Source organism: Pseudoxanthomonas sp., from assembly GCF_036845285.1.
Classification (GTDB): Bacteria; Pseudomonadota; Gammaproteobacteria; order Xanthomonadales; family Xanthomonadaceae; genus Pseudoxanthomonas_A.
This window is the reverse complement of record NZ_DAIUEE010000008.1, coordinates 40,087-59,718: the sequence shown is the minus strand read 5'-3', so window position 1 is coordinate 59,718 and position 19,632 is coordinate 40,087. Positions and strand designations below refer to the sequence as shown.

At 67.3% G+C, this 19,632-nt stretch carries 17 protein-coding genes; 6 read left to right on the top strand and 11 right to left on the bottom strand.

Annotated elements, in window-relative coordinates:
- Nucleotides 1-66: 66 nt before the first annotated feature.
- Nucleotides 67-1,374 (bottom strand): DUF1343 domain-containing protein, encoded by a 1,308-nt coding sequence (locus tag V7060_RS11555; RefSeq protein ID WP_334179392.1) that lies wholly within the window; start codon nt 1,372-1,374, stop codon nt 67-69.
- 148 nt (nt 1,375-1,522) lie between these two features.
- Between V7060_RS11555 and V7060_RS11550 the strand changes: the two genes are divergently transcribed.
- Nucleotides 1,523-3,565 carry a hypothetical protein gene (locus tag V7060_RS11550; RefSeq protein ID WP_334179391.1) on the top strand — a complete coding sequence of 681 codons (2,043 nt, stop codon included), beginning with the start codon at nt 1,523-1,525 and terminating at the stop codon, nt 3,563-3,565.
- Between the two features lie 173 nt (nt 3,566-3,738).
- Nucleotides 3,739-5,481 carry a hypothetical protein gene (locus tag V7060_RS11545; RefSeq protein WP_334179390.1) on the top strand — a complete coding sequence of 581 codons (1,743 nt, stop codon included), beginning with the start codon at nt 3,739-3,741 and terminating at the stop codon, nt 5,479-5,481.
- Between the two features lie 46 nt (nt 5,482-5,527).
- Here V7060_RS11545 and V7060_RS11540 read toward each other — a convergent pair whose 3' ends face one another.
- Complete coding sequence (locus V7060_RS11540; protein ID WP_334179389.1) at nt 5,528-7,891, bottom strand: Tex family protein; 2,364 nt, start codon at nt 7,889-7,891, stop codon at nt 5,528-5,530.
- 154 nt (nt 7,892-8,045) lie between these two features.
- Between V7060_RS11540 and pip the strand changes: the two genes are divergently transcribed.
- The gene (gene pip, locus V7060_RS11535; RefSeq protein WP_334179388.1) at nt 8,046-9,002 is read left to right on the top strand and encodes a prolyl aminopeptidase; all 957 of its coding nucleotides are present in this window, start codon (nt 8,046-8,048) and stop codon (nt 9,000-9,002) included.
- Between the two features lie 58 nt (nt 9,003-9,060).
- Here pip and V7060_RS11530 read toward each other — a convergent pair whose 3' ends face one another.
- The 9 genes from V7060_RS11530 to V7060_RS11490 form a co-directional block, all read right to left on the bottom strand.
- Nucleotides 9,061-9,687 (bottom strand): OmpA family protein, encoded by a 627-nt coding sequence (locus V7060_RS11530; protein WP_334179475.1) that lies wholly within the window; start codon nt 9,685-9,687, stop codon nt 9,061-9,063.
- A gap of 158 nt (nt 9,688-9,845) precedes the next feature.
- A complete protein-coding gene (locus V7060_RS11525) occupies nt 9,846-11,306 on the bottom strand; it encodes a wax ester/triacylglycerol synthase family O-acyltransferase (RefSeq protein ID WP_334179387.1) in 1,461 nt (486 codons plus the stop codon).
- A 59-nt stretch (nt 11,307-11,365) separates the two neighbouring features.
- Nucleotides 11,366-12,784, bottom strand: coding sequence for a deoxyribodipyrimidine photo-lyase (locus V7060_RS11520; protein ID WP_334179386.1), 1,419 nt, complete (start codon nt 12,782-12,784; stop codon nt 11,366-11,368).
- Nucleotides 12,785-12,812: 28 nt separating this feature from the next.
- Entirely contained in the window at nt 12,813-14,009 is a 1,197-nt protein-coding gene (alr, locus tag V7060_RS11515) for an alanine racemase (protein ID WP_334179385.1), read from the bottom strand.
- Between the two features lie 42 nt (nt 14,010-14,051).
- A complete protein-coding gene (locus tag V7060_RS11510) occupies nt 14,052-15,452 on the bottom strand; it encodes a replicative DNA helicase (RefSeq protein ID WP_334179384.1) in 1,401 nt (466 codons plus the stop codon).
- Nucleotides 15,453-15,656: 204 nt separating this feature from the next.
- Nucleotides 15,657-16,106: a 50S ribosomal protein L9 gene (gene rplI / locus V7060_RS11505; protein WP_334179383.1), complete on the bottom strand. Its 450-nt coding sequence runs from the start codon at nt 16,104-16,106 to the stop codon at nt 15,657-15,659.
- Nucleotides 16,107-16,203: 97 nt separating this feature from the next.
- Entirely contained in the window at nt 16,204-16,434 is a 231-nt protein-coding gene (rpsR, locus tag V7060_RS11500) for a 30S ribosomal protein S18 (RefSeq protein WP_055942998.1), read from the bottom strand.
- Between the two features lie 11 nt (nt 16,435-16,445).
- Entirely contained in the window at nt 16,446-16,871 is a 426-nt protein-coding gene (gene rpsF, locus V7060_RS11495; RefSeq protein WP_334179382.1) for a 30S ribosomal protein S6, read from the bottom strand.
- Between the two features lie 168 nt (nt 16,872-17,039).
- Complete coding sequence (locus tag V7060_RS11490) at nt 17,040-17,378, bottom strand: iron-sulfur cluster assembly accessory protein (protein WP_334179381.1); 339 nt, start codon at nt 17,376-17,378, stop codon at nt 17,040-17,042.
- 111 nt (nt 17,379-17,489) lie between these two features.
- On the opposite strand from V7060_RS11490, the gene asnS reads away from it, so the two are divergent.
- From asnS to V7060_RS11475, 3 genes are all read left to right on the top strand, one after another.
- Nucleotides 17,490-18,890, top strand: coding sequence for an asparagine--tRNA ligase (gene asnS, locus V7060_RS11485; protein WP_334179380.1), 1,401 nt, complete (start codon nt 17,490-17,492; stop codon nt 18,888-18,890).
- A gap of 126 nt (nt 18,891-19,016) precedes the next feature.
- Nucleotides 19,017-19,322, top strand: coding sequence for a hypothetical protein (locus V7060_RS11480; RefSeq protein WP_334179379.1), 306 nt, complete (start codon nt 19,017-19,019; stop codon nt 19,320-19,322).
- The gene (locus V7060_RS11475) at nt 19,319-19,627 is read left to right on the top strand and encodes a hypothetical protein (RefSeq protein WP_334179378.1); all 309 of its coding nucleotides are present in this window, start codon (nt 19,319-19,321) and stop codon (nt 19,625-19,627) included. The genes V7060_RS11480 and V7060_RS11475 overlap by 4 nt, the downstream gene beginning before the upstream one ends.
- Nucleotides 19,628-19,632: the final 5 nt, after the last annotated feature.

The window sequence follows — 19,632 nt, the reverse complement described above, 5'->3', positions numbered from 1 at the left end:
GTCAGTCGCGACAAGCCATCCGTAGCGCGCCATCGCGACTGACGTCGCGCCCGCGGCACGCCCTGTCTACTGCCCGCGCTCCGGATACAACAGGTAGCGCTGCCGCACTGCCCGGAACTGTTCGAGCGCAGGCGCCCAGCGGGCCTCGATGGCATCGATGCCGTCTCCACGTGCGATCGCCCCGCGCAGCCACGGCACGCCGGACAGGCGATCGAAGAACGGCGGATCGCCGGGCAGGAACGCGAAGTCCTTCGGATGCTGGTCGTGCAACGCCTTCAGCACGGCGATGCCGGTGCGCACCGGACGGAACGTGGCGCGGTCGGTGACATGCAGCTGCACGCCCGCGCAGGCCTGGCCCGCATGCTTGGAGAAGCTCGGCGTGAACCAGGTGGTTCGGAAACGCACACCGGGCAGCTGCATGGCATTGAGCCGATCCGCCAGCGCACGCGCATCCACCCACGGTGCACCGAGCGTTTCGAACGGCCGCGTGGTGCCTCGCCCTTCCGATACGTTGGTACCCTCCAGCAGGCCGGTGCCGGGATAGACCAGCGCGGTATCGGGCGTGGGCATGTTGGGCGACGGCGGCACCCACGGTAGCGCGCCGCGCAGCGGTTCCTCGCCCCGCCGCCAGCCCTGCATCGTCACGACATGCAGTTCGGCGCCGATGCCGAACTCGGCGTTGAACAGCGAGGCCAGTTCACCCAACGTCATGCCGTGGCGCAGCGGGATCGGGAACATGCCGACGAACGAGGCCAGCGCGGGTTCCAGCACCGGGCCTTCAACCCGCACGCCGCCCATGGGATCGGGGCGGTCGGTGACGACGACGGGAATGCCGGCGCGCTTGGCCGCGCGCATCACCCCGGCCAGCGTGTAGGGATAGGTGTAGAAGCGCGTACCGACATCCTGGATGTCGAACACCAGCACGTCGATGCCGGCCAGCATCGCCGCCGTAGGTTCGCGGTGTTCGCCGTACAGGCTGTGCACCGGCAGGTCGGTGACGGCATCGCGCGAGGACGCCACTTTGTCGCCCGCCTGTACATCGCCGCGCACACCGTGTTCGGGACCGAACAAGGCCACGAGCGTGAACCCGGGATGCGCGCTGAGCCGGTCCACGCTGCTGCGCAGCTGTCCGTCAACGCCGGTGGCATTGGTCACCAGCCCCACGCGCTTGCCACGCAGCAGGTCCAAGCGCTGCTCAAGCAGTACGTCGATGCCGAGCCGCGGGGCGCTGGCGGCACAGTCGCAGCCGGCCCCGGAAGCCGCGATTTCGGCGGAACGTCCGGGTGCCATCACGCCAACGCAGAGCAGCGCGAGCGCCAGGCCGCGCACGACCGGGCGCGGTGCAGCGTGCAGCGGACGGGGGAACCGGGGCATAGTGTCTCGACCGTTTGCTATCGTTGTCACGACGATAGCAGCCTGCGTCCGGTGCCGCGCAAGTGGATCTTGCGCCGGTACGGGCGCAATCTTCCGTTGTCAGATGAGGGATCCGATGTCCCGTACGGCGAAACGCATCATGCGCAGCATGTCCTTCCTTGTCATGGCCGGCGTACTGGCCCCCGCGGCCGCCCAGCCCGCACCGAACCGCCTGGGCATATCGCCGTCGGCGCAGTCGCAGGACTTCGTGGCGAACAAGCAGCAGTTCCAGCTGCACAGCCTGCTGACCGAACAGCGCCATCCGCGAAGCTTCGACCTGAGTGCACGCATTGCCGCCGACACGGCCGATGGCCTGTCGTCGCTGCTGTCGGTGGATGAGGACATTGCAAACGCGCTGCGGGGCGTGGCCGATGATCCGGTGCGGCTGGCGACGCTGGAAGCGGCATCGCGCGACATCACGCGTGCATTGCGCGATGGCCATCGCCTGTATTTCTACGGCACCGGCTCCACCGGCCGCCTGGCCGAGACCATCGAAAGCGGACTGTGGCGTCCGTTCTGGCAGCGCACGGCGAAGACCGTGGCGATGGCGAAGATCGAGGCACGCTATCCCGGCCTGGGCGAGCGCGTGCGCGGCGAGATCACCGGCGGCGACCGCGCGCTGATCGCCTCGCTGGAAGGGTTCGAGGACATTCCCGAGATCGGCCGCCTGCAATTGCAGGACAACGGCATCCAGCCGGACGATCTGGTATTCGCCGTCACCGAAGGCGGCGAGACCTCCGCGGTGATCGGCACGGCGCTGGCCGCCGCCGACCAGGCAGGCGCCGATGCGCGGCGTACCTGGTTCGTCTACAACAATCCCGATGACGTGCTGCGTCCGTTCGAGCGCAGTCGTCGCGTGCTGGACGATGCGCGCATCACCAAGATCCCGCTGCCGACCGGACCGCAGGCGATCACCGGCTCCACCCGCATGCAGGCCACGACAACCAGCCTCTACGTGCTGGGCGTGGTACTGGAAGACGCCACGCGCGCGCTGCTGCGCGACGTACTGACGACCGACGAACTTGCATCGCTGGGCTTCAGCGAAGCCAGCGTCGCCGACCGGCTGCGCGGCTTCGGCGTGCTGCAGCAGACCGCTGCGGCCACTGCACCGAAGCTCGCCGCCTGGACCGAGCGCGAAGCCGCCAGCTATGCCCGTGGCCATCGCAGCACCTACCTCGCCACGCGTGCGCTGATGCCGGTGTTCGTGGACGTCACCGAACGCGCGCCGACGTTCCGCCTGGGCCCGCTCGATCCGGTCGACGCCACCGAGCGCCGCTCGTGGATCCAGGTATGGACGCCGGCCACCGATGCGTCGCAGGCGTGGCAGGCGCTGCTGCACCGGCCTTTCCACGGCCTGGACAAGGCGCTGTACCTGCCGCCGTTCGAAACCGGCATTCCCGACCCCTACCTGCGCGAGGCCGCGCTGCGCGGCCTGTCCAACGCCGGCGACGAACAGCAGGCGCTGTACGACCTGTCGTATTCGCCGGCCAACATGCAGCGCAACGCACCGGCTGCGGGCGATTCCGGCGCGCTGATCCTGCTTGGCGACGAAGCGCACCAGGTCGCCAACACGCAATGGCTGGAGGCCGCCACCGCGGCCGGCGCGGAGCTGGTGCTGTTCTCGGTGTCCGCACGCCCGTTGGCGTCGGATGTGCTGCGCGATGTCGCTGCCCTGCCCCGCCCGGTGCCGGTGATCGCGATCACGGTGCCGCAACGCGATGCGTTCGAACTGGACCAGACCATCACGCTGAAGATGCTGCTCAACGCGCATTCCACGGGCGTGATGGCCAAGCTTGGCCGCGTGGTCGGCAATACGATGACCAGCGTGCAGCCGGGCAACCTGAAACTGGTCGGCCGCGCGACATGGTTGATCCTCTCGCACGTCAACGGTGTCCTGGAAACGCCGGCATGGCGCGATGCGCATGGCGCGACGGCGCCGTTGTCGTACGCGGAGGCCAACGCCGTGCTGTTCGATGCCATCGAACAGCGGCGCATGGCCGCAGGTGCGGCCGGTCTGCCGGAAGTGGAACTGTCGGTCGTGGCGGTGCTGGAGGCATTGAAGACCGGCACGCCGGTCGATTGGGCCGCGGCGGCGACGCGGTTGCGCACGGAAGGCCTGAACCGCTACCTGGCGCCGTACGCGACGCGCTGATCCGCGCAGGCGGCATGCCGATGACACATCGGCATCACCGGCGAACGGCTGTAGGAAAACCCTGATTTTTCGTGAACAGGGCGCGCTGCGCGCCCGTGCGTGTCCGTCGTGCCGGTGGCCGGGCGTTGTCCTTCATGCAGGAGGGATCCCAGCCATCAGCCAAGGACAGCATCATGCCCACCATCGACACACCCCTCACGCTCGAGAACCTGCGCCATCTGGAGCTGCGCGAACGTTTCCGCGACGACTGGCGCCTGAACCCCGAGATCTACTGGCCGTTCCTGCGCCCCTGCACGGTGAAGTTGCTGCTGGTCGCAGATGGCGGACTGGATTTTTCCGAAGGCGACTTCGGCCTGTCCACGTTCGTCCGCTCGCTGCTCGCCATGCCCGGTCGCCACGCGCGCTTCGAGATCACCCTGGCCCACATCAATGCGGTGGCCGGCAGCCAGCTGATGTCGGCTGAAACCCGCATCGCCCAGCGCATTCCCTCCTTCAAGTTCGACAACGCCGCACACTTCGGCACCGGCATGTACGACGCGGTGTTCCTGTTCGGCATCGACGGCAGTTTCGGCGGTCGCGGCGCCGGGTATCCGTCCGATCGCCTGTCCGACAATGAACTGCGTGCAGTGACGCAGTTCATGAACGCAGGCGGCGGCGTCTTCGCCACCGGCGATCACGGCTCGTTGGGACGTGCCCTGTGCCACGCGATTCCGCGCGCACGCGGCATGCGCCTGTGGCAGTCCACGCCCGGCGTCGGCGGCCTGGATGAGGTCAGCATGGGCGGGGCGCGCCGCAACGACACCAATCGGCCGCCCGGCACGTCCTCGTTCTCGGACCAGTCCGACGATGTGCCGCAGACGATCCAGCCCCGCATGTACGCGCGGCGCAACGGGCTGTTCCGCTACACCTACCCGCATCCGCTGCTGTGCGGACCGCGAGGCGTGATCCGGGTGATGCCCGACCATCCGCACGAAGGCGAATGCGTCGAGCCCTCCGCGACCGGCGCGAACCTCAACTTCGGCGGCGCCCTCGGCGCGGAGTATCCCACCGCCATCGACGGCGGCCCGCGCCCGCTGCCGGAGCTGATTTCCACCAACAGCGTGCTCGGCGGCACGCGCTCCGGCAAGGATCCGACACAGTCGCAGACCTTCGGTGGCATCTGCGCCTACGACGGCCACCGCGCCGGCGTCGGTCGGGTGGTGACCGATGCGACCTGGCACCACTTCGTCAACGTCAACCTGATCGGCCTGTTCAACGACAGTGGCCTGCCCGCGGGGCATGTGTGGCGCAACGGCTTCCTGTCGTCGGCCAGCGGGCAAGCGCACTTCGAGGAGATCAAGTCCTACTACCGCAACCTGGCCGTGTGGCTGTCGCGCCCGGAACGCATCCGCTGCATGAACTCGCGCCTGTACTGGACGCTGCTGTGGGACGAGCGCGTGATGGAAGCCGTGCTGACGACGACCGATGTTCCGCTCGCCAAACTCGACCTGGGTGCGATCCGCCTGATCGGCCAGCATGCGCGCGACGTGCTTGGCCGCTTCGCCGGGCGCTGCCAGGGCGTACGGTTGGCGCTGGACCTGTTGTACGAACGCCTGCCGCCGCTGATCCCCGACATCGATCCGTGGTGGCCGGAACCGGGCCCGCTGCACGAGAAATTCGATGGCGTGGAATGGCTGGACGGCACCCAGTTGTTCGACATCGCGATCGGCAGCGCGCTCGTGGCGTTGCGTGAAGCGTTCCCCGAGCCAGACGAGAAGACGGTGCGCAAGCTGGAAGGCGAACGCATCGAGAAGGTGTTGCGGGAAGGCGCGGGCACGGGCGTGCAGCGCGCCCTGGACTCGATGGTCGCTTCGGCGGAGCTGTTGGCGTCCGCGTCGAAGGCCACCGCCGTGCAGAAGCCACGCAAGAAGCGCTGACCCGGGCTGACGGGACATCGGCCGGTGCCGATGTCCCGTGTTCGCGTCAGGGCTTGTCGCGGGCGCGGGCGAACGCCGCCGCCAGCGCGTTGTCGGCCGGCGGTGCGCCGGACTTGGCCGGCGCCGGATTGCGTCGCGGATCGCGCGGGTTGCCGCGGTCGGGACCACGCGGCGGACGCGGGTCGTTGCCGCGTGCTTCGCGCGGCACCTGCGGTGCGGGAGCGTCATCCAGACGTCGCGTCAATGCGATGCGCTTGCGCGCCACGTCGACCTCCAGCACTTTCACCTTGACGATGTCGCCGGCCTTCACCACGTCGCGCGGATCCTTCACGTAGCGGTCGGCCAGCGCGGAAATGTGGATCAGGCCGTCCTGGTGCACGCCGATGTCGACGAAGGCGCCGAACGCGGCGACGTTGCTGACCACGCCCTCCAGCACCATGCCTTCACGGAGGTCCTTGATGTCCTCCACGCCATCGGCGAACCGCGCGGCCTTGAACTCCGGACGCGGATCGCGGCCGGGCTTCTCCAGTTCCTTGAGGATGTCGCGGATGGTCGGCACGCCGAACCTGTCATCGGTGTACTGCTCGGCCTTCACCGCGCGCAGGAATACCGTGTCGCCGACGATCTGCTTCACCTGCCGGCCACTGCCGGCGAGGATGCGCTCGACCACCGGATAGGCTTCCGGGTGCACGGACGAGGCGTCCAGCGGCTGGTCGCCATCGGCGATGCGCAGGAAGCCGGCGCACTGTTCGAACGTCTTCTCGCCCAGCCTCGGCACGTCAAGCAGCGCCTTGCGGCTGCGGAAGGCGCCGTGTTCGTCGCGGAAGCGGACGATGTTCTCGGCCACTGTCGACGACAGGCCGGACACGCGCGTCAGCAACGCGGCCGAGGCGGTGTTGACGTCCACGCCGACCGCGTTGACGCAATCCTCGACACGCGCATCCAGTGCGCGCGCCAGGCGGAACTGGTCGACGTCGTGCTGGTACTGGCCGACGCCGATCGCCTTCGGTTCGATCTTCACCAGCTCCGCCAGCGGATCCTGCAGCCGGCGCGCGATCGACACCGCGCCACGGATGCTGACGTCGAGGTCCGGGAATTCCTTCGCCGCGAACTCCGAGGCTGAGTACACCGAGGCGCCGGCTTCGCTGACGACGATCTTGTCCATCTTCAGCTCGGACGCCTGCTTGATGAGGTCACCGGCCAGCTTGTCGGTTTCGCGGCTGGCGGTGCCGTTGCCGATCGCGATCAGGTCGACCTGGTGCTTCGTGCACAGCGCGCGCAGCACGTGCAACGACTGGTCCCACTGGCGCTTGGGTTCGTGCGGATAGATCGTCGCGGTGTCGACCAGCTTGCCGGTCCGGTCGACCACGGCGACCTTCACGCCGGTGCGCAGCCCCGGATCGAGGCCGAGCACGGCTTTCGGACCCGCAGGTGCAGCCAGCAGCAGGTCCTTGAGGTTGTCGCCGAACACGGTGATGGCCTCGGCCTCGGCCTTTTCGCGCGCCTGGTTGAACAGGTCCAGCAACAGGTGCATGTGCAGCTTGGCGCGCCACGTCAGGCGGCAGGCGTCCAGCAGCCACTTGTCGGCGGCACGCCCCTGCGCGGACACGCCGGCATGCACCGCCACGCGACCTTCGGCCTGCTGGTGGCCGGCCTCGGCTTCCATGCCGGGGTCCAGGTCGAGTTGCAGGATTTCTTCGCGCCGCGCGCGGAACAGCGCCAGCAGACGGTGCGAGGGGATCTTCGCCAGCGATTCGGCGTGGTCGAAGTAGTCGCGGTACTTCGCGCCCTCGTTCTCCTTGCCGGTGGCCACCTTCGCGCGGATCACGCCGACCTCGGTCATCCAGCCACGCAGCTCGCCGACCAGCGCGGCGTTCTCGCCCCAGCGCTCCATCAGGATCGCGCGCGCACCATCGAGCGCGGCCTTGGCGTCGGCGACGCCCTTCTCGGCGTCGATGTAGGTGGCGGCGACCGTTTCCGGCACCTGGGTCGGATCGGCAAGCAGACCGTCGGCCAGCGGTTCCAGCCCGGCTTCGCGCGCGATCTGCGCCCGCGTGCGGCGTTTCTGCTTGTAGGGCAGGTACAGGTCTTCCAGGCGCGCCTTGCTGTCGGCGGCTTCGATATCGGCGCGGAGTTCGTCGGTGAGCTTGCCCTGCTCCTCGATGCTGGCGAGCACGGCGACGCGGCGGTCTTCCAGTTCGCGCAGGTAGGTCAGGCGCGTTTCGAGGTTGCGCAGTTGGGTGTCGTCCAGGCCACCGGTGACTTCCTTGCGGTAGCGCGCGATGAAGGGCACGGTGGCGCCTTCGTCGAGCAGGGCGATGGCGGCCTTGGCCTGCGAGGTCTGTGCGCCGATCTCGGCGGCGATGGTGGCGGCGATGTGCTGGGCGATCTGGGGATTGCGGTCTTGCATTGCGTCCGTACTGGAAATCCCGATGCACCGGGAGGGACTTCGATTGTCGCAACGGATGGCGACCGGGGGAACGGGTTGACAGGCAGGTCCATTGCGGGCTGACGGACGTGGTGTGGCTGGCTATGCTCGACTGCCCCCGCACGGACCCTGCCCCATGCGCACGCTGTATCCCGAGATCACCCCCTATCGCACGCACACCGTGCCCGTCGATCCGCTGCACACGCTGTACGTGGAGGAATGCGGCAATCCGGACGGCATCCCGGTGATCTTTCTGCACGGCGGACCGGGCGCCGGCCTGTCGCCGGTGCATCGCCGCTTCTTCGATCCGGCGCGGCACCGCATCGTGCTGTTCGACCAGCGTGGAACGGGCCGCTCCACGCCGTTCGGCGAGCTGCGCGACAACACCACCGCGCACCTGGTCGCCGACATCGAGACGATCCGCGAGCGTCTGGGTATCGATCGCTGGCTGGTGTTCGGCGGTTCGTGGGGGTCGACGCTGGCACTGGCCTACGCGCAGGCGCATCCACGACGCGCCACCGGGCTGATCGTGCGCGGCATCTACCTCGGCCGCGAAGAAGAGAACCGCTGGTTCAACGAGGCCGACGGCGGCGCGCGCTGGATCTTCCCGGAGCGCTGGGCGCGCTACGAGGCGCATATCCCGCCGGACGAGCGCGACACGATGATCGAGGCCTATTGGCGTCGCATGGACAGCGCGGACGAGGCGACGCGGCTCGAAGCCGGATTGGCCTGGCTGGGCTGGGAGGATCACGCCGCGACCCTGATCCACGATCCCGGCGCCGATGCGGCCGAGGATCCGCACAAGGTGCTGGCGAAGGCGCGCATCGAGGCGCACTACTTCCGCCACAACGCGTTCCTGGAACACGGCCAGTTGCTGCGGCACGTGGACCACATCCGCCACCTGCCCGGTGTGATCGTCCAAGGCCGCTACGACATCATCTGCCCTCCGCGCAGCGCATGGGACCTGGCGCAGGCTTGGCCCGAAGCGCGCCTGGAGATGGTGCTGGCTGGCCACAGTGCCACCGAGCCGGCGATCACGGATGCACTGGTGCGCGCGACGGATACCTTCGCCGACTGCGCGAGCCTGGCCTGAAACGGAAACGGGCCGCATGGAGCGGCCCGTTCGCGATACATCATTTCGCGGTGACGGCTTACGAACGCACCGGCAGCACGCGGACTTCGACACGGCGGTTCATCGCGCGACCCGACTCGGTATCGTTGCTGGCGATGGGGTAGCGCTTGCCCATGCCGACGATCTCGAAGCGCTCGCGCTGCAGGCCCTGGCCGATCAGGTAGTTGCCGACCGACGCGGCACGCTGCTCGGACAGGCGCTGGTTGACTGCATCGGTGCCAATGCTGTCGGTGTGGCCGCTGACTTCCACGATGGTCTGGTTGTACTCGCGCAGCGTGGAGGCGACGTTGTTGAGCGCGGGATAGAACTGCGACTTCAGGTCGGCCTTGCCGAAATCGAAGGTCACGCCATCGGGCAGGTTGAGCTTGATGACGTCGCCATCGCGGCTGACGTCGATGCCGGTGCCGGCGGTCTGGCGGCGCAGCTCGGCTTCCTGGCGATCCTGGTAGGCACCGATCGAGCCGCCGGCGAGTCCGCCAACGCCCGCACCGACCAGCGCACGCTGGCGACGTTCGGTGGCATCACCACCGCTGAGCAGGCCCGCCACCGCGCCGATGCCGGCACCGATCAGCGCGCCATTGCGCGTGCGGTTGGGATCGTTGGGGTCGTTGGTCTGCCCGGTGTAGCTGGCGCAACCGCCCAGCATCGTGACCGTAAGTGCCGCAAGGGCGCCGCTCTTCAGCATCGTATTCATAAATCCTCCTGGGTGGCCTGCGGGGGTAACTCTGGAACGGGGGCAAGCCTAACCAGCGAACTGTTCAGTTCTTGCGATTAGAGCCCTGTTCATTCAGCCGGCGTCGGGTATCAGGACAGCAGCGCGTGGGCGGTGGGTGCGTCCAGGGTCTGCTCCCAGTCCCCCATCAGCGACAGGTACAGCAGCTTGTCGAACTCGGGACCGAAGCGGCGGATCACGGCATCGGGATCGGGGATCAGCTTGGCATCCGCGATGAGGCCGAAATGCACGCGACCGTTGTAGCTGAGGATCGACACGCCGATGCCGATCGAACCCGTCTGCGGCACCCAGAACATCATGTCCCGCAGGCGCGAGCCGCCCATGTACAGCGGCTGCTGCGGGCCGGGGACGTTGGTCGCCACTGCGGTGGCCTTGCGCGAAAACAACTCCAGCGCGACGCCCTGGATCGCCGCGGGCGCCATGCCGAGCGCCGCAAGAAGTCCAAAGGCGACAATGGCTTGGCGTGAATTCTTCAGGTCACGCATGCACTCTGCAACACGTTCCAGCCGGCGGATCGGGTTGTCTTCGCCGACCGGCAGGTCCAGGAAGACCAGGCCAAAATGGTTGCCCAGCTTGCGGGCATGTTCGAGCGGTCGCAGGTTGACCGGCACGGTAGCCCGCAAGGTGACGCCGTCGAGCTGTTCGCCGCGCTCGATCATGTAGCTGCGCAGTGCACCGGCCGCGGCCGCCATCAGCACGTCGTTGACCGTGCAGTCGCAGGCGCGACCGACCGCCTTCACTTCCTCCAGGTCCAGCGGTTCGGCCCAGGCCACGCGCTTGCTGACCCCCAGCTTGCCCCGCAGCAAGGTGGGCGGATCATCGGACAGCGACAGCGCATGCAGCAGCTCGCGTCCGATCTCGCCGCCCTCCTTCGCCAGCATCGTCGCCAGCGTGGGGTCCTGCATCATCTCCATGCCCTTGCCGAGCACCTTGCCGCCGATCTGCATGTAGCGGTCGATGGCGCCGACACGGCGCACGACGTCCGCACCGTCCTTCTTCAGCCAGGCCGAACGCAGGTCCTTGCCGGCATCGGGTTTGCGGCTGGTATCGGTCAACGACAGCAGCACCTGCACCAGCGCGATGCCGTCGGCATAGCTGTGGTGGATGCGCGCGACCAGCGCCGAGCCGGTGCCGTAGCGTTCGATCAGGTGGAACTGCCAGAGCGGCTTGGTCTTGTCGAGCGGCGTGGACGCCATCTGGCTGGTGAAGCGTTCCAGCGCCTTCTTTTCGGACTTCGGATCATGCCGGCCCGGCAGCGCGGAAATACGCACGTGCCAGTCGAGGTCGAAGTCCGGATCGGTCACCCATGACGCACCGGCAGGCGTATCGACCGCCTTCTGCAGGAAGCGCGGGTACGCGAGGAAGCGCTTCCTGATCACCTGCTTCAGTTTGTCGAGCGTCATCGGCTCGTCGAACATCAGCACGCCGGTGATCATCATCGGGTTGGTCGGACGGCACATCCGCAACCACGCGGTATCCACCCGCGACATCGGCTCGCGACGCGGCTTTGCCGGCGTCTTTTTCGTGGCCATGCTTGCCCTCCTCTCCCGCACCGAGTGAAGCACGCGGTGGCGAAAGGCGTCAACGCGGCTCAGTCGCCGGTCTTGCGGTAGGCCGCCAGCGCACCATCGCGGCCCGTGGCCAGGTCGACGACGGGATGTCGCGGATAGTCCGGGGCCAGCCTCGCGAGGACGTCGGGCTTCTGCCACGGCGCGAAGCGCAACGGCACCGGGATCTCGGCCAGTTCCGGCACCCAGCGGGCGATGTAGCTACCCTTCGGGTCGAATTTCTCCGCCTGCGTCACCGGATTGAACACGCGGAAGTAAGGCGCCGCGTCGGCGCCCGTGCCGGCCACCCATTGCCAGCCCAGCGTGTTGTTGGCGAGGTCCGCATCCACCAGCGTGTCCCAGAACCAGCGCGCTCCGTGCGACCAGTGGTAGCGCAGGTGCTTGGTCAGGTAGCTGGCCACGATCATGCGCACGCGGTTGTGCACGTAGCCGGTCGCCCACAGCTCGCGCAGGCCGGCGTCGATGATCGGCACCCCGGTGCGGCCGCGCTGCCAGGCTTCCAGGGTGGCTGGATCCACCTTCGCCCAGTCGAAATGCTCGAAGCGCGGGTTGAGGTTCTGGCTGGTGGTCTGCGGGAAGTGGTGCAACAGGTGGTAGGCGAACTCGCGCCAGCCCAGTTCGCGGATATACCCGTCCATGTCGGCACTGTTGGCGGCGGTACGTGCGCGCTCCAGTTCGGCAGTGATGCGCCACGGCGCGATCTCCCCGAAATGCAGGTGCGGCGACAGGCGAGAGGTGCCGATGCGGTCGGGGCGGTCGCGATCCGTACGGTAGCCGTTGAGCGCACCGTCGACGAAGACCTCCAACGCCTCCCGCGCGCCCGCCTCGCCCGGCACCCATGATTCCCAGAAACCCGTGTCCCAGCCGAGGCGCGGTTGCAGCGCCAGCGCCGCAAGCGCTTCCCCTTCTAGGGGAGCGTCCACCGCAGGCAATTGCGACGGTGCATCCCATGGCAAAGGCACGCGCCATTTCGCCAGTGCGGTGCGCCAGAACGGCGTGAACACCCTGTAGGGCTGGCCCTGCTGGGTCGCGATGTCCCACGGCTCGATCAACAGGCTGCCGTTGAAGCTCTCCACGCGCAGTCCCTGCGCGCGCAATGCCTGCTTGATCGCGGCATCGCGCCGCTGCGTGGCGGGTTCGTACTTGCGGTTCCAGAACACGGCCGTGGCACCGGACTGCTCGATCAACACCCGCAACATCCCGGCGCTGCGGCCCTGCCGAATCAGCAGGCGTGAGCCACGGTGCCTCAGGTCCGCATCCAGCGCTGTCAACGAACGGTGCAGCCACGCCCGCGAGGCGGCGCCCGGTGACCACTCGCCTTCTTCCGCCGGCGCGTGGATATACACGGGTATCGGCGTGAATCCCTCGTCCAGCGCGGCGCGCAGTGCCGGATTGTCGTCCAGGCGCAGGTCGTGACGGAACCAGACGATGGCATTCGGCATTTGGAAAACCAGGAGGGACGACCAGGTCTTACGCGAGCGGCTGACCACCGGATGCAGCGCCGATGTATTCGCGCGGAATGCGCGCATTGAGCCCGGTCAGGATCTCGTACGGGATGGTGCCGGCCGCCTGCGCGACCGCCTCACAGGAAATCGCATCGCTGCCCTGGCGGCCGATCAGGACGACTTCATCCTCGTTGTACGCCGTACCGCCGGGTCCCAGGTCGACCATGAACTGGTCCATGCACACGCGGCCGATGATGGGCTGGCGTGTACCGCGCACCAGCACCTCACCGCGCGACGACAGCGAGCGGGGATAGCCGTCGCCATAGCCGATCGGCACGGTGATCACCCGCGTATCGGCGACTGCGGTCCAGGTGGCGCCGTAGCTGACGGTGCGGCCCGCCTTGACCACCTTGAAGTAGACGACCTTCGAGACCAGCGACAGCGCCGGCTTCAGTGCGACCGTCGGACGCGACGCGGGATCGGGCATCACGCCGTACAGCGCGATGCCCGGACGCACCATGTCCAGCCAGGTGTCGGGGAAGTGCAGCACGCCGCCGGAGTTGGCCAGGTGGCGGATCGGCATCGGCGCGCCCAGTCGATCGAAATGTGCGCAGGCATGCAGGAAACGCTCACGCTGCTCGACGGTCATCGGCGAAGCGGGATCGTCCGCGCAGGCCAGGTGCGAGTAGATGCCCTTCACGGTGCACCACCGCGACGCCACCGCCGCTTCGATGAACGCGCCCGCGTTGTCGCTGTGCACGCCGATGCGCTCCATGCCGGTATCGACCTTGAGGTGGATCACCGCGTTTCGGCCCAGCGCGGCCGCCGCTTCTTCCACCTGCCGCAGTTTGGCAATGGACGACACGGTCACCTCCAGGTCGCAGGCCAGGAACTGGCCGACCTGCGGTGCATGGATGCCGCCCAGCACCAGGATCGGCACGGTCACGCCGGCACGACGCAGCGCCAATCCTTCTTCCACCAGCGCGACACCAAGCTGACCGATGCCCTGCGCCTGCAGATGCAGGGCGACCGGCACCAACCCGTGCCCGTAGGCATTCGCCTTGACGATGCCCATGACCGGGACGCCCGCATGGGCCTGCAGTGCATGGAAATTATGGCTCAGCGCATCCAGGTCAACGCGGACGCGCGTGGGCCGGTCGTTGGCTTCCGGGCGCAACGAGGTCGCAGTGTCCGTCACGTCGATGAGGTCGGTTTCTGGCATTCCCGGATTGTAGCCGCGCCGCATCGAGGAGCGCGGAGGGTGCTACTCGAACGCGCCGATGTTGTCGTGGCTCAGGTTGTCGAAGCGGGTGTACTCGCCGAAGAACCGCAGCTTGCACGAGCCGGTCGGGCCGGAACGCTGCTTGCCGATGATGATCTCGGCCAGGCCCTTGTCCGGCGAGGTTTCCTTGTTGTAGTAATCGTCGCGGTAGATGAAGACGATCATGTCGGCGTCCTGCTCGATGGCACCCGATTCGCGCAGGTCGGCCATCACCGGACGCTTGTCGGTACGCGTTTCCAGCGAGCGGTTGAGCTGCGACAGTGCAAGCACCGGCACGTTGAGCTCCTTCGCAAGCCCTTTCAGCGAGCGCGAGATCTCGGAGATCTCGGTGGCGCGGTTCTCGCTGTTGCCCGGTACCGACATCAACTGCAGGTAGTCGATGACGATCAGGCCCAGGTCGTGCTCGCGCTTCAGCCGTCGCGCCTTCGAGCGCAGCACGTCCGGCGACAGGCCCGGCGTGTCGTCGATGAACACCTTGGCCTGGTCCTTGAGGATGCGGATGGCGCTGGTCACGCGGCTCCAGTCCTCGTCTTCCAGCGAACCGGTGCGCAGGCGCGTGGCATTGATGCGCCCGACCGACGAGATCAGGCGCATGGCCAGCTGGCCGGCCGACATTTCCATCGAAAAGACCGCGACTGCCTTCTTCGATTTGATCGCCGCGTACTCGGCGATGTTCAGCGCAAAGGTGGTCTTGCCCATGGCCGGACGCGCCGCCAGGATCACCAGGTCGGTGGGCTGCAGGCCCGCGGTCATCATGTCGAACTCGGTATAGCCGGTCGGCAGGCCGGTGACCGTGCCGCCGCTCTCCGAACGCACGCGCAGGACCTCGAACGCGTCCTTCAGCGCATCGTTCATCGCCACGAAGTCGGTACGGCCGCGCGCGCCCTGCTCGGCGATGGCGAACACCTTCTGCTCGGCGACGGCCAGCATCTCGTCGCTTTCCTTGCCCTCGGGCTGGAACGCGTCGTTGACGATCTCGGTGCCGACTTCGATCAGCTGCCGCATCACCGCCTTGTCGCGGACGATCTCGGCATAGGCGGTGATGTTGGCAGCCGACGGGGTGGTGCTGGCCAGTTCCACCAGATAGGCGCCGCCGGCGACCAGCTCCATGTGGCCCTGCGATTCGAACCACTCGCCCAGCGTCACCGCGTCGAACGGCCGGTTGCGCTCGGCCAGTTCGCCGATGGCGCGGTAGATCAGCTGGTGGTCGCGCCGGTAGAAGTCGTTCGGCGTCAGCTTGTCGTTGATGCGGTCGTAGGCTTCCGGCGCCAGCATCAGGCCGCCCAGCACCGCCTGTTCCGCCTCGATGGAATTCGGCGGCACGCGCAGCTGTTCGATGCGCGCATCATGGGAATCGGAACGGAAATTCGTGCGTGCTGACATGTGCGGGGCAAACTCCTGCGGCGCATGCGGGGCGAACGCCAGCACGGCCGGACATGGTAGGCAGTCCATGCCCGGGGGTGTTGCAGATAAGTGTGTGGATAACCGGTGGGAATCTCACTGCCTGAGACGCGCTCAGCCCCTGAAAACAGGACGGGCGCCTTTCGGCGCCCGTCTGTCGGCATCACGGATGATGCGCAGGGTGGATCAGGCTTCGGCCTGCACCACGACCTTGACGGTCGTCTGCACGTCGGCGTGCAGCTTCACGACGATCTCGTACTCACCGACGTTGCGCAACGCGCCTTCGCCCATGATGACTTCGCTCTTCTCGAGTGGCAGGCCGGCGGCGGTGAAGGCATCGGCGATGTCGCGCGGACCGACCGAACCGAACAGCTTGCCTTCGGTCGCGGCGTTGGCCGTGATCGTGACGCTGGCGCCTTGCAGCTTGGCGGCGCGGCTTTCGGCGTCGTCATGCACGGCCTTGGCCTTGGCTTCGTAGTCGGCACGCTTGGCTTCGAACTCGGCGACGTTGGCAGCGGTGGCCGGCACGGCCTTGCCCTGCGGCACCAGGAAGTTGCGGCCGTAGCCCGGCTTCACGTTGACCTTGTCACCCAGGACGCCCAGGTTGGTCACTTTCTGCAGAAGAATCAGTTCCATCGTATTGCTCCGTATTCGTTAGCAGGACGGGCCTGCAGCGATTGGCTGTCCGAATGACAGTGGGAAAAGGAACCTCCCCGTGCGGGGAGGCCCTGGATTACACGTCGTGGTTGTCCGTGTACGGGATCAGCGCCAGGAAACGGGCGCGCTTGACCGCGGTGGACAGCTGACGCTGGTAGCGGGACTTGGTGCCGGTGACGCGGCTCGGCACGATCTTGCCGTTCTCGGTCAGGTACTGGCGCAGGGTGTTGAGATCCTTGTAGTCGATCTCTTTCACGCCTTCGGCGGTGAACTTGCAGAACTTGCGGCGGCGGAAGAACTTGGACATGGGTGTGCTCCTCAGGCGGCTTCGGCGTTGTCGGAATCGGTCGAGGCAGCGGGGGCCTCGCCTTCTTCGTCGTCACGGCGGCGACGCTCGCCACGTTCGGGCTTGTCGCCCTTCTCGTCCTTGTTCTTCATGATCAGGGACTGCTCGGTGTCCGGGCCATCGCGCTTGACGACCAGGTTGCGCAGCACCGCATCGTTGAAGCGGAAGCTTTCCACCAGCTCGTTCAGCACGGCCTGGTCGGCTTCGATGTTGAGCAGGACGTAGTGGGCCTTCACCAGGTTCTGGATCGGGTAGGCCAACTGGCGGCGGCCCCAGTCTTCCAGACGGTGGATGGTGCCGTTGCCGCCCTCGATCAGCGCCTTGTAGCGCTCGATCATGGCCGGCACCTGCTCGCTCTGGTCCGGGTGGACCAGGAATACGACTTCGTAGTGACGCATCGTTTTTACCTTTCGGATGTGGGTCCAGCCATGGAAAACGGCTGGACGGTACAGCCCCCCGACGCCGGGAACGGACACGGTGGAGCGAGGAACCGGTGGCCTGACGGGCCTCCGGGAGCCGGAAAGTATGACAGGTCAATCACTTAGGGGCAACCAGCCCCCGACGTGTCAGGCGGCGTCGGCCGCGGTGGTGAAGCTCTCGCCGCAGCCGCATTCGGCAGCCGCGTTGGGGTTCCGGAAGATGAAGGTCTCGGACAGGCCCTGCTTGGCGAAGTCGATCTCGGTACCGTCGACCAGCGACAGGCTGGTGGCGTCCACATAGATCTTCACGCCGGCGAATTCGAACACGGTGTCGCCCTCGCGCTCGTCGCGGGCCAGGTCGGCCACGTGGCCCCAGCCCGAACAGCCCGTGCGGGTCACGCCGAAGCGCAGGCCCAACGCCGACGGGGTCTGCTCGACGAAACGCCGCACGCGTTCGAGTGCAACCGGGGTCAGGGTGATGGCCATGCGTGTCTCCTGTGCGGCGCGGACGATTATAGCCGCCGGCATGCCGAGGGCTGCGCGGCTCTTGTAAACTCCGCGTTCCATTAATAAGTCTGTTATCGAAGGATTCAAGCCATGACGGTGGTGAGCGTCGAACATGCGCTGGCGGGCAAGCTCCCGGCCGGCGGCGAAGTCACGGTGCGCGGCTGGGTGCGCACGCGGCGCGATTCCAAGGCGGGCCTGTCCTTCGTCAACGTCAGCGATGGCTCGTGCTTCGCGCCGATCCAGGTGGTGGCGCCCGACTCGCTGTCCAACTACGAATCCGAGATCAAGCACCTGACCACCGGTTGCGCGGTCGTCGCCACCGGCACGCTGGTGGCCTCGCAGGGCCAGGGCCAGAGCTTCGAGATCCAGGCGTCGTCGGTCGAGGTCGTGGGCTGGGTGGAAGACCCCCTCACCTACCCCATGCAGCCCAAGCAGCATTCGCTGGAGTACCTGCGCGAGTTCGCCCACCTGCGCCCGCGCACCAACCTGTTCGGCGCGGTCACCCGCATCCGCAACTCGCTGGCGCAGGCGGTGCACCGGTTCTTCCACGAGAACGGCTACTTCTGGATCAGCACGCCGATCATCACCACGTCCGACGCCGAAGGCGCCGGCCAGATGTTCCGCGTATCGACGCTGGATATGGTCAACCTGCCACGCGACAAGGAAGGCGCGGTGGACTTCTCGCGCGATTTCTTCGGCAAGGAAACCTTCCTGACCGTGTCCGGCCAGCTCAACGCCGAGGCCTACGCGCTGGCGATGAGCAAGGTCTACACCTTCGGCCCGACCTTCCGCGCCGAGAACAGCAACACCACGCGCCACCTGGCCGAGTTCTGGATGATCGAACCGGAAGTCGCCTTCAACGACCTGGCCGCCAACGCGCAACTCGCCGAGGACTTCCTGAAGTACCTGTTCCGTGCCGTGCTCAGCGAGCGCGCCGACGACCTGGCGTTCATCGCCGAGCGCGTCGAACCGACTGCGCTGACCCGGCTGGAAGCCTTCGTCAACTCGCCATTCGAGCGCATCGACTACACCGATGCGATCTCCCTGCTGCAGAAGTCGGGGCAGAAGTTCGAGTTCCCGGTCGAATGGGGCCTGGACCTGCAGACCGAGCACGAGCGCTGGCTGACCGAGCAGCACGTCGGCCGCCCGGTGGTGGTGACCAACTATCCCGAGCACTTCAAGGCCTTCTACATGCGCCTGAATGACGACGGCAAGACCGTCGCCGCGATGGACGTGCTGGCGCCCGGCATCGGCGAGATCATCGGTGGCAGCCAGCGCGAGGAGCGCCTGGACGTGCTGGACGCGCGCATGGCGCAGTTCGGCCTGGATCCGGCGCACTACGGCTGGTACCGCGACTTCCGCCGCTACGGCTCGGTGCCGCATGCCGGCTTCGGCCTCGGCTTCGAACGGCTGGTGGTGTACGTCTGCGGGTTGTCCAACATCCGTGACGCCATCGCCTACCCGCGCGCACCGGGCAATGCGGAGTTCTGAACAACCTCGTCATTCCGGCGCATGCCGGAATCCATTGCCGCTTGCAGCCACGTACCTGCCCGGCGCGGGCAAGATGGGTTCCAGCGTGCGCTGGGACGACGGAAACCCTCTCTGGAGTGACCTTCGGTGATCCTCTTTTTCGCTCTCTGCTTCGTCGGCGTCGCCATCGCCGGCTTCTGCGCATTCGTCATCTTCTGGCCACTGACCCTGGTGCACGTCCGCGACCGCCACGGTTCGCTCGGCGCGCAATGGGGCGAAGGCGCCTTCCTCAAGCCGGTGGCGCTGCGCTGGCTGCTGGCCGGCGACTACCGCCGGATCGCCGACACCTCGTTGTCCGGCCTGGCCACGCCGGCCCGCATCTCGCTGTGCGTGATCATGTTCGGGCTGGCGATGGCCGGCCTGCTGGCGTTGTGGGCGGAGGCCTTCGCATGAACCCGTCCATCCGTGAAGACTGGTACCTCGCCTCGCTCGGCCGCACGCTGATCTGGGCGCGCCTGCATGTCCTGGAAGCCGGGACCGCCGAGGTACTGGACAGCGACGGCAACACCCTCGCCTATGACAGCGAGGACAGCGCCCGTGCGGCGCTGTTTGACGCGGAGTTCGTCGCCTTCGACGGCCTGGATGAAGACGACGCGCTGGCGCGCGGCTTCTCGCTGACCGGTGTGCGGCCGCCGCAGGGCGACGACGATGCCGCGCTGGTGCCGCAGATGGTGCAGTCGCTCGGCGCGCGCGCCTGATCCGC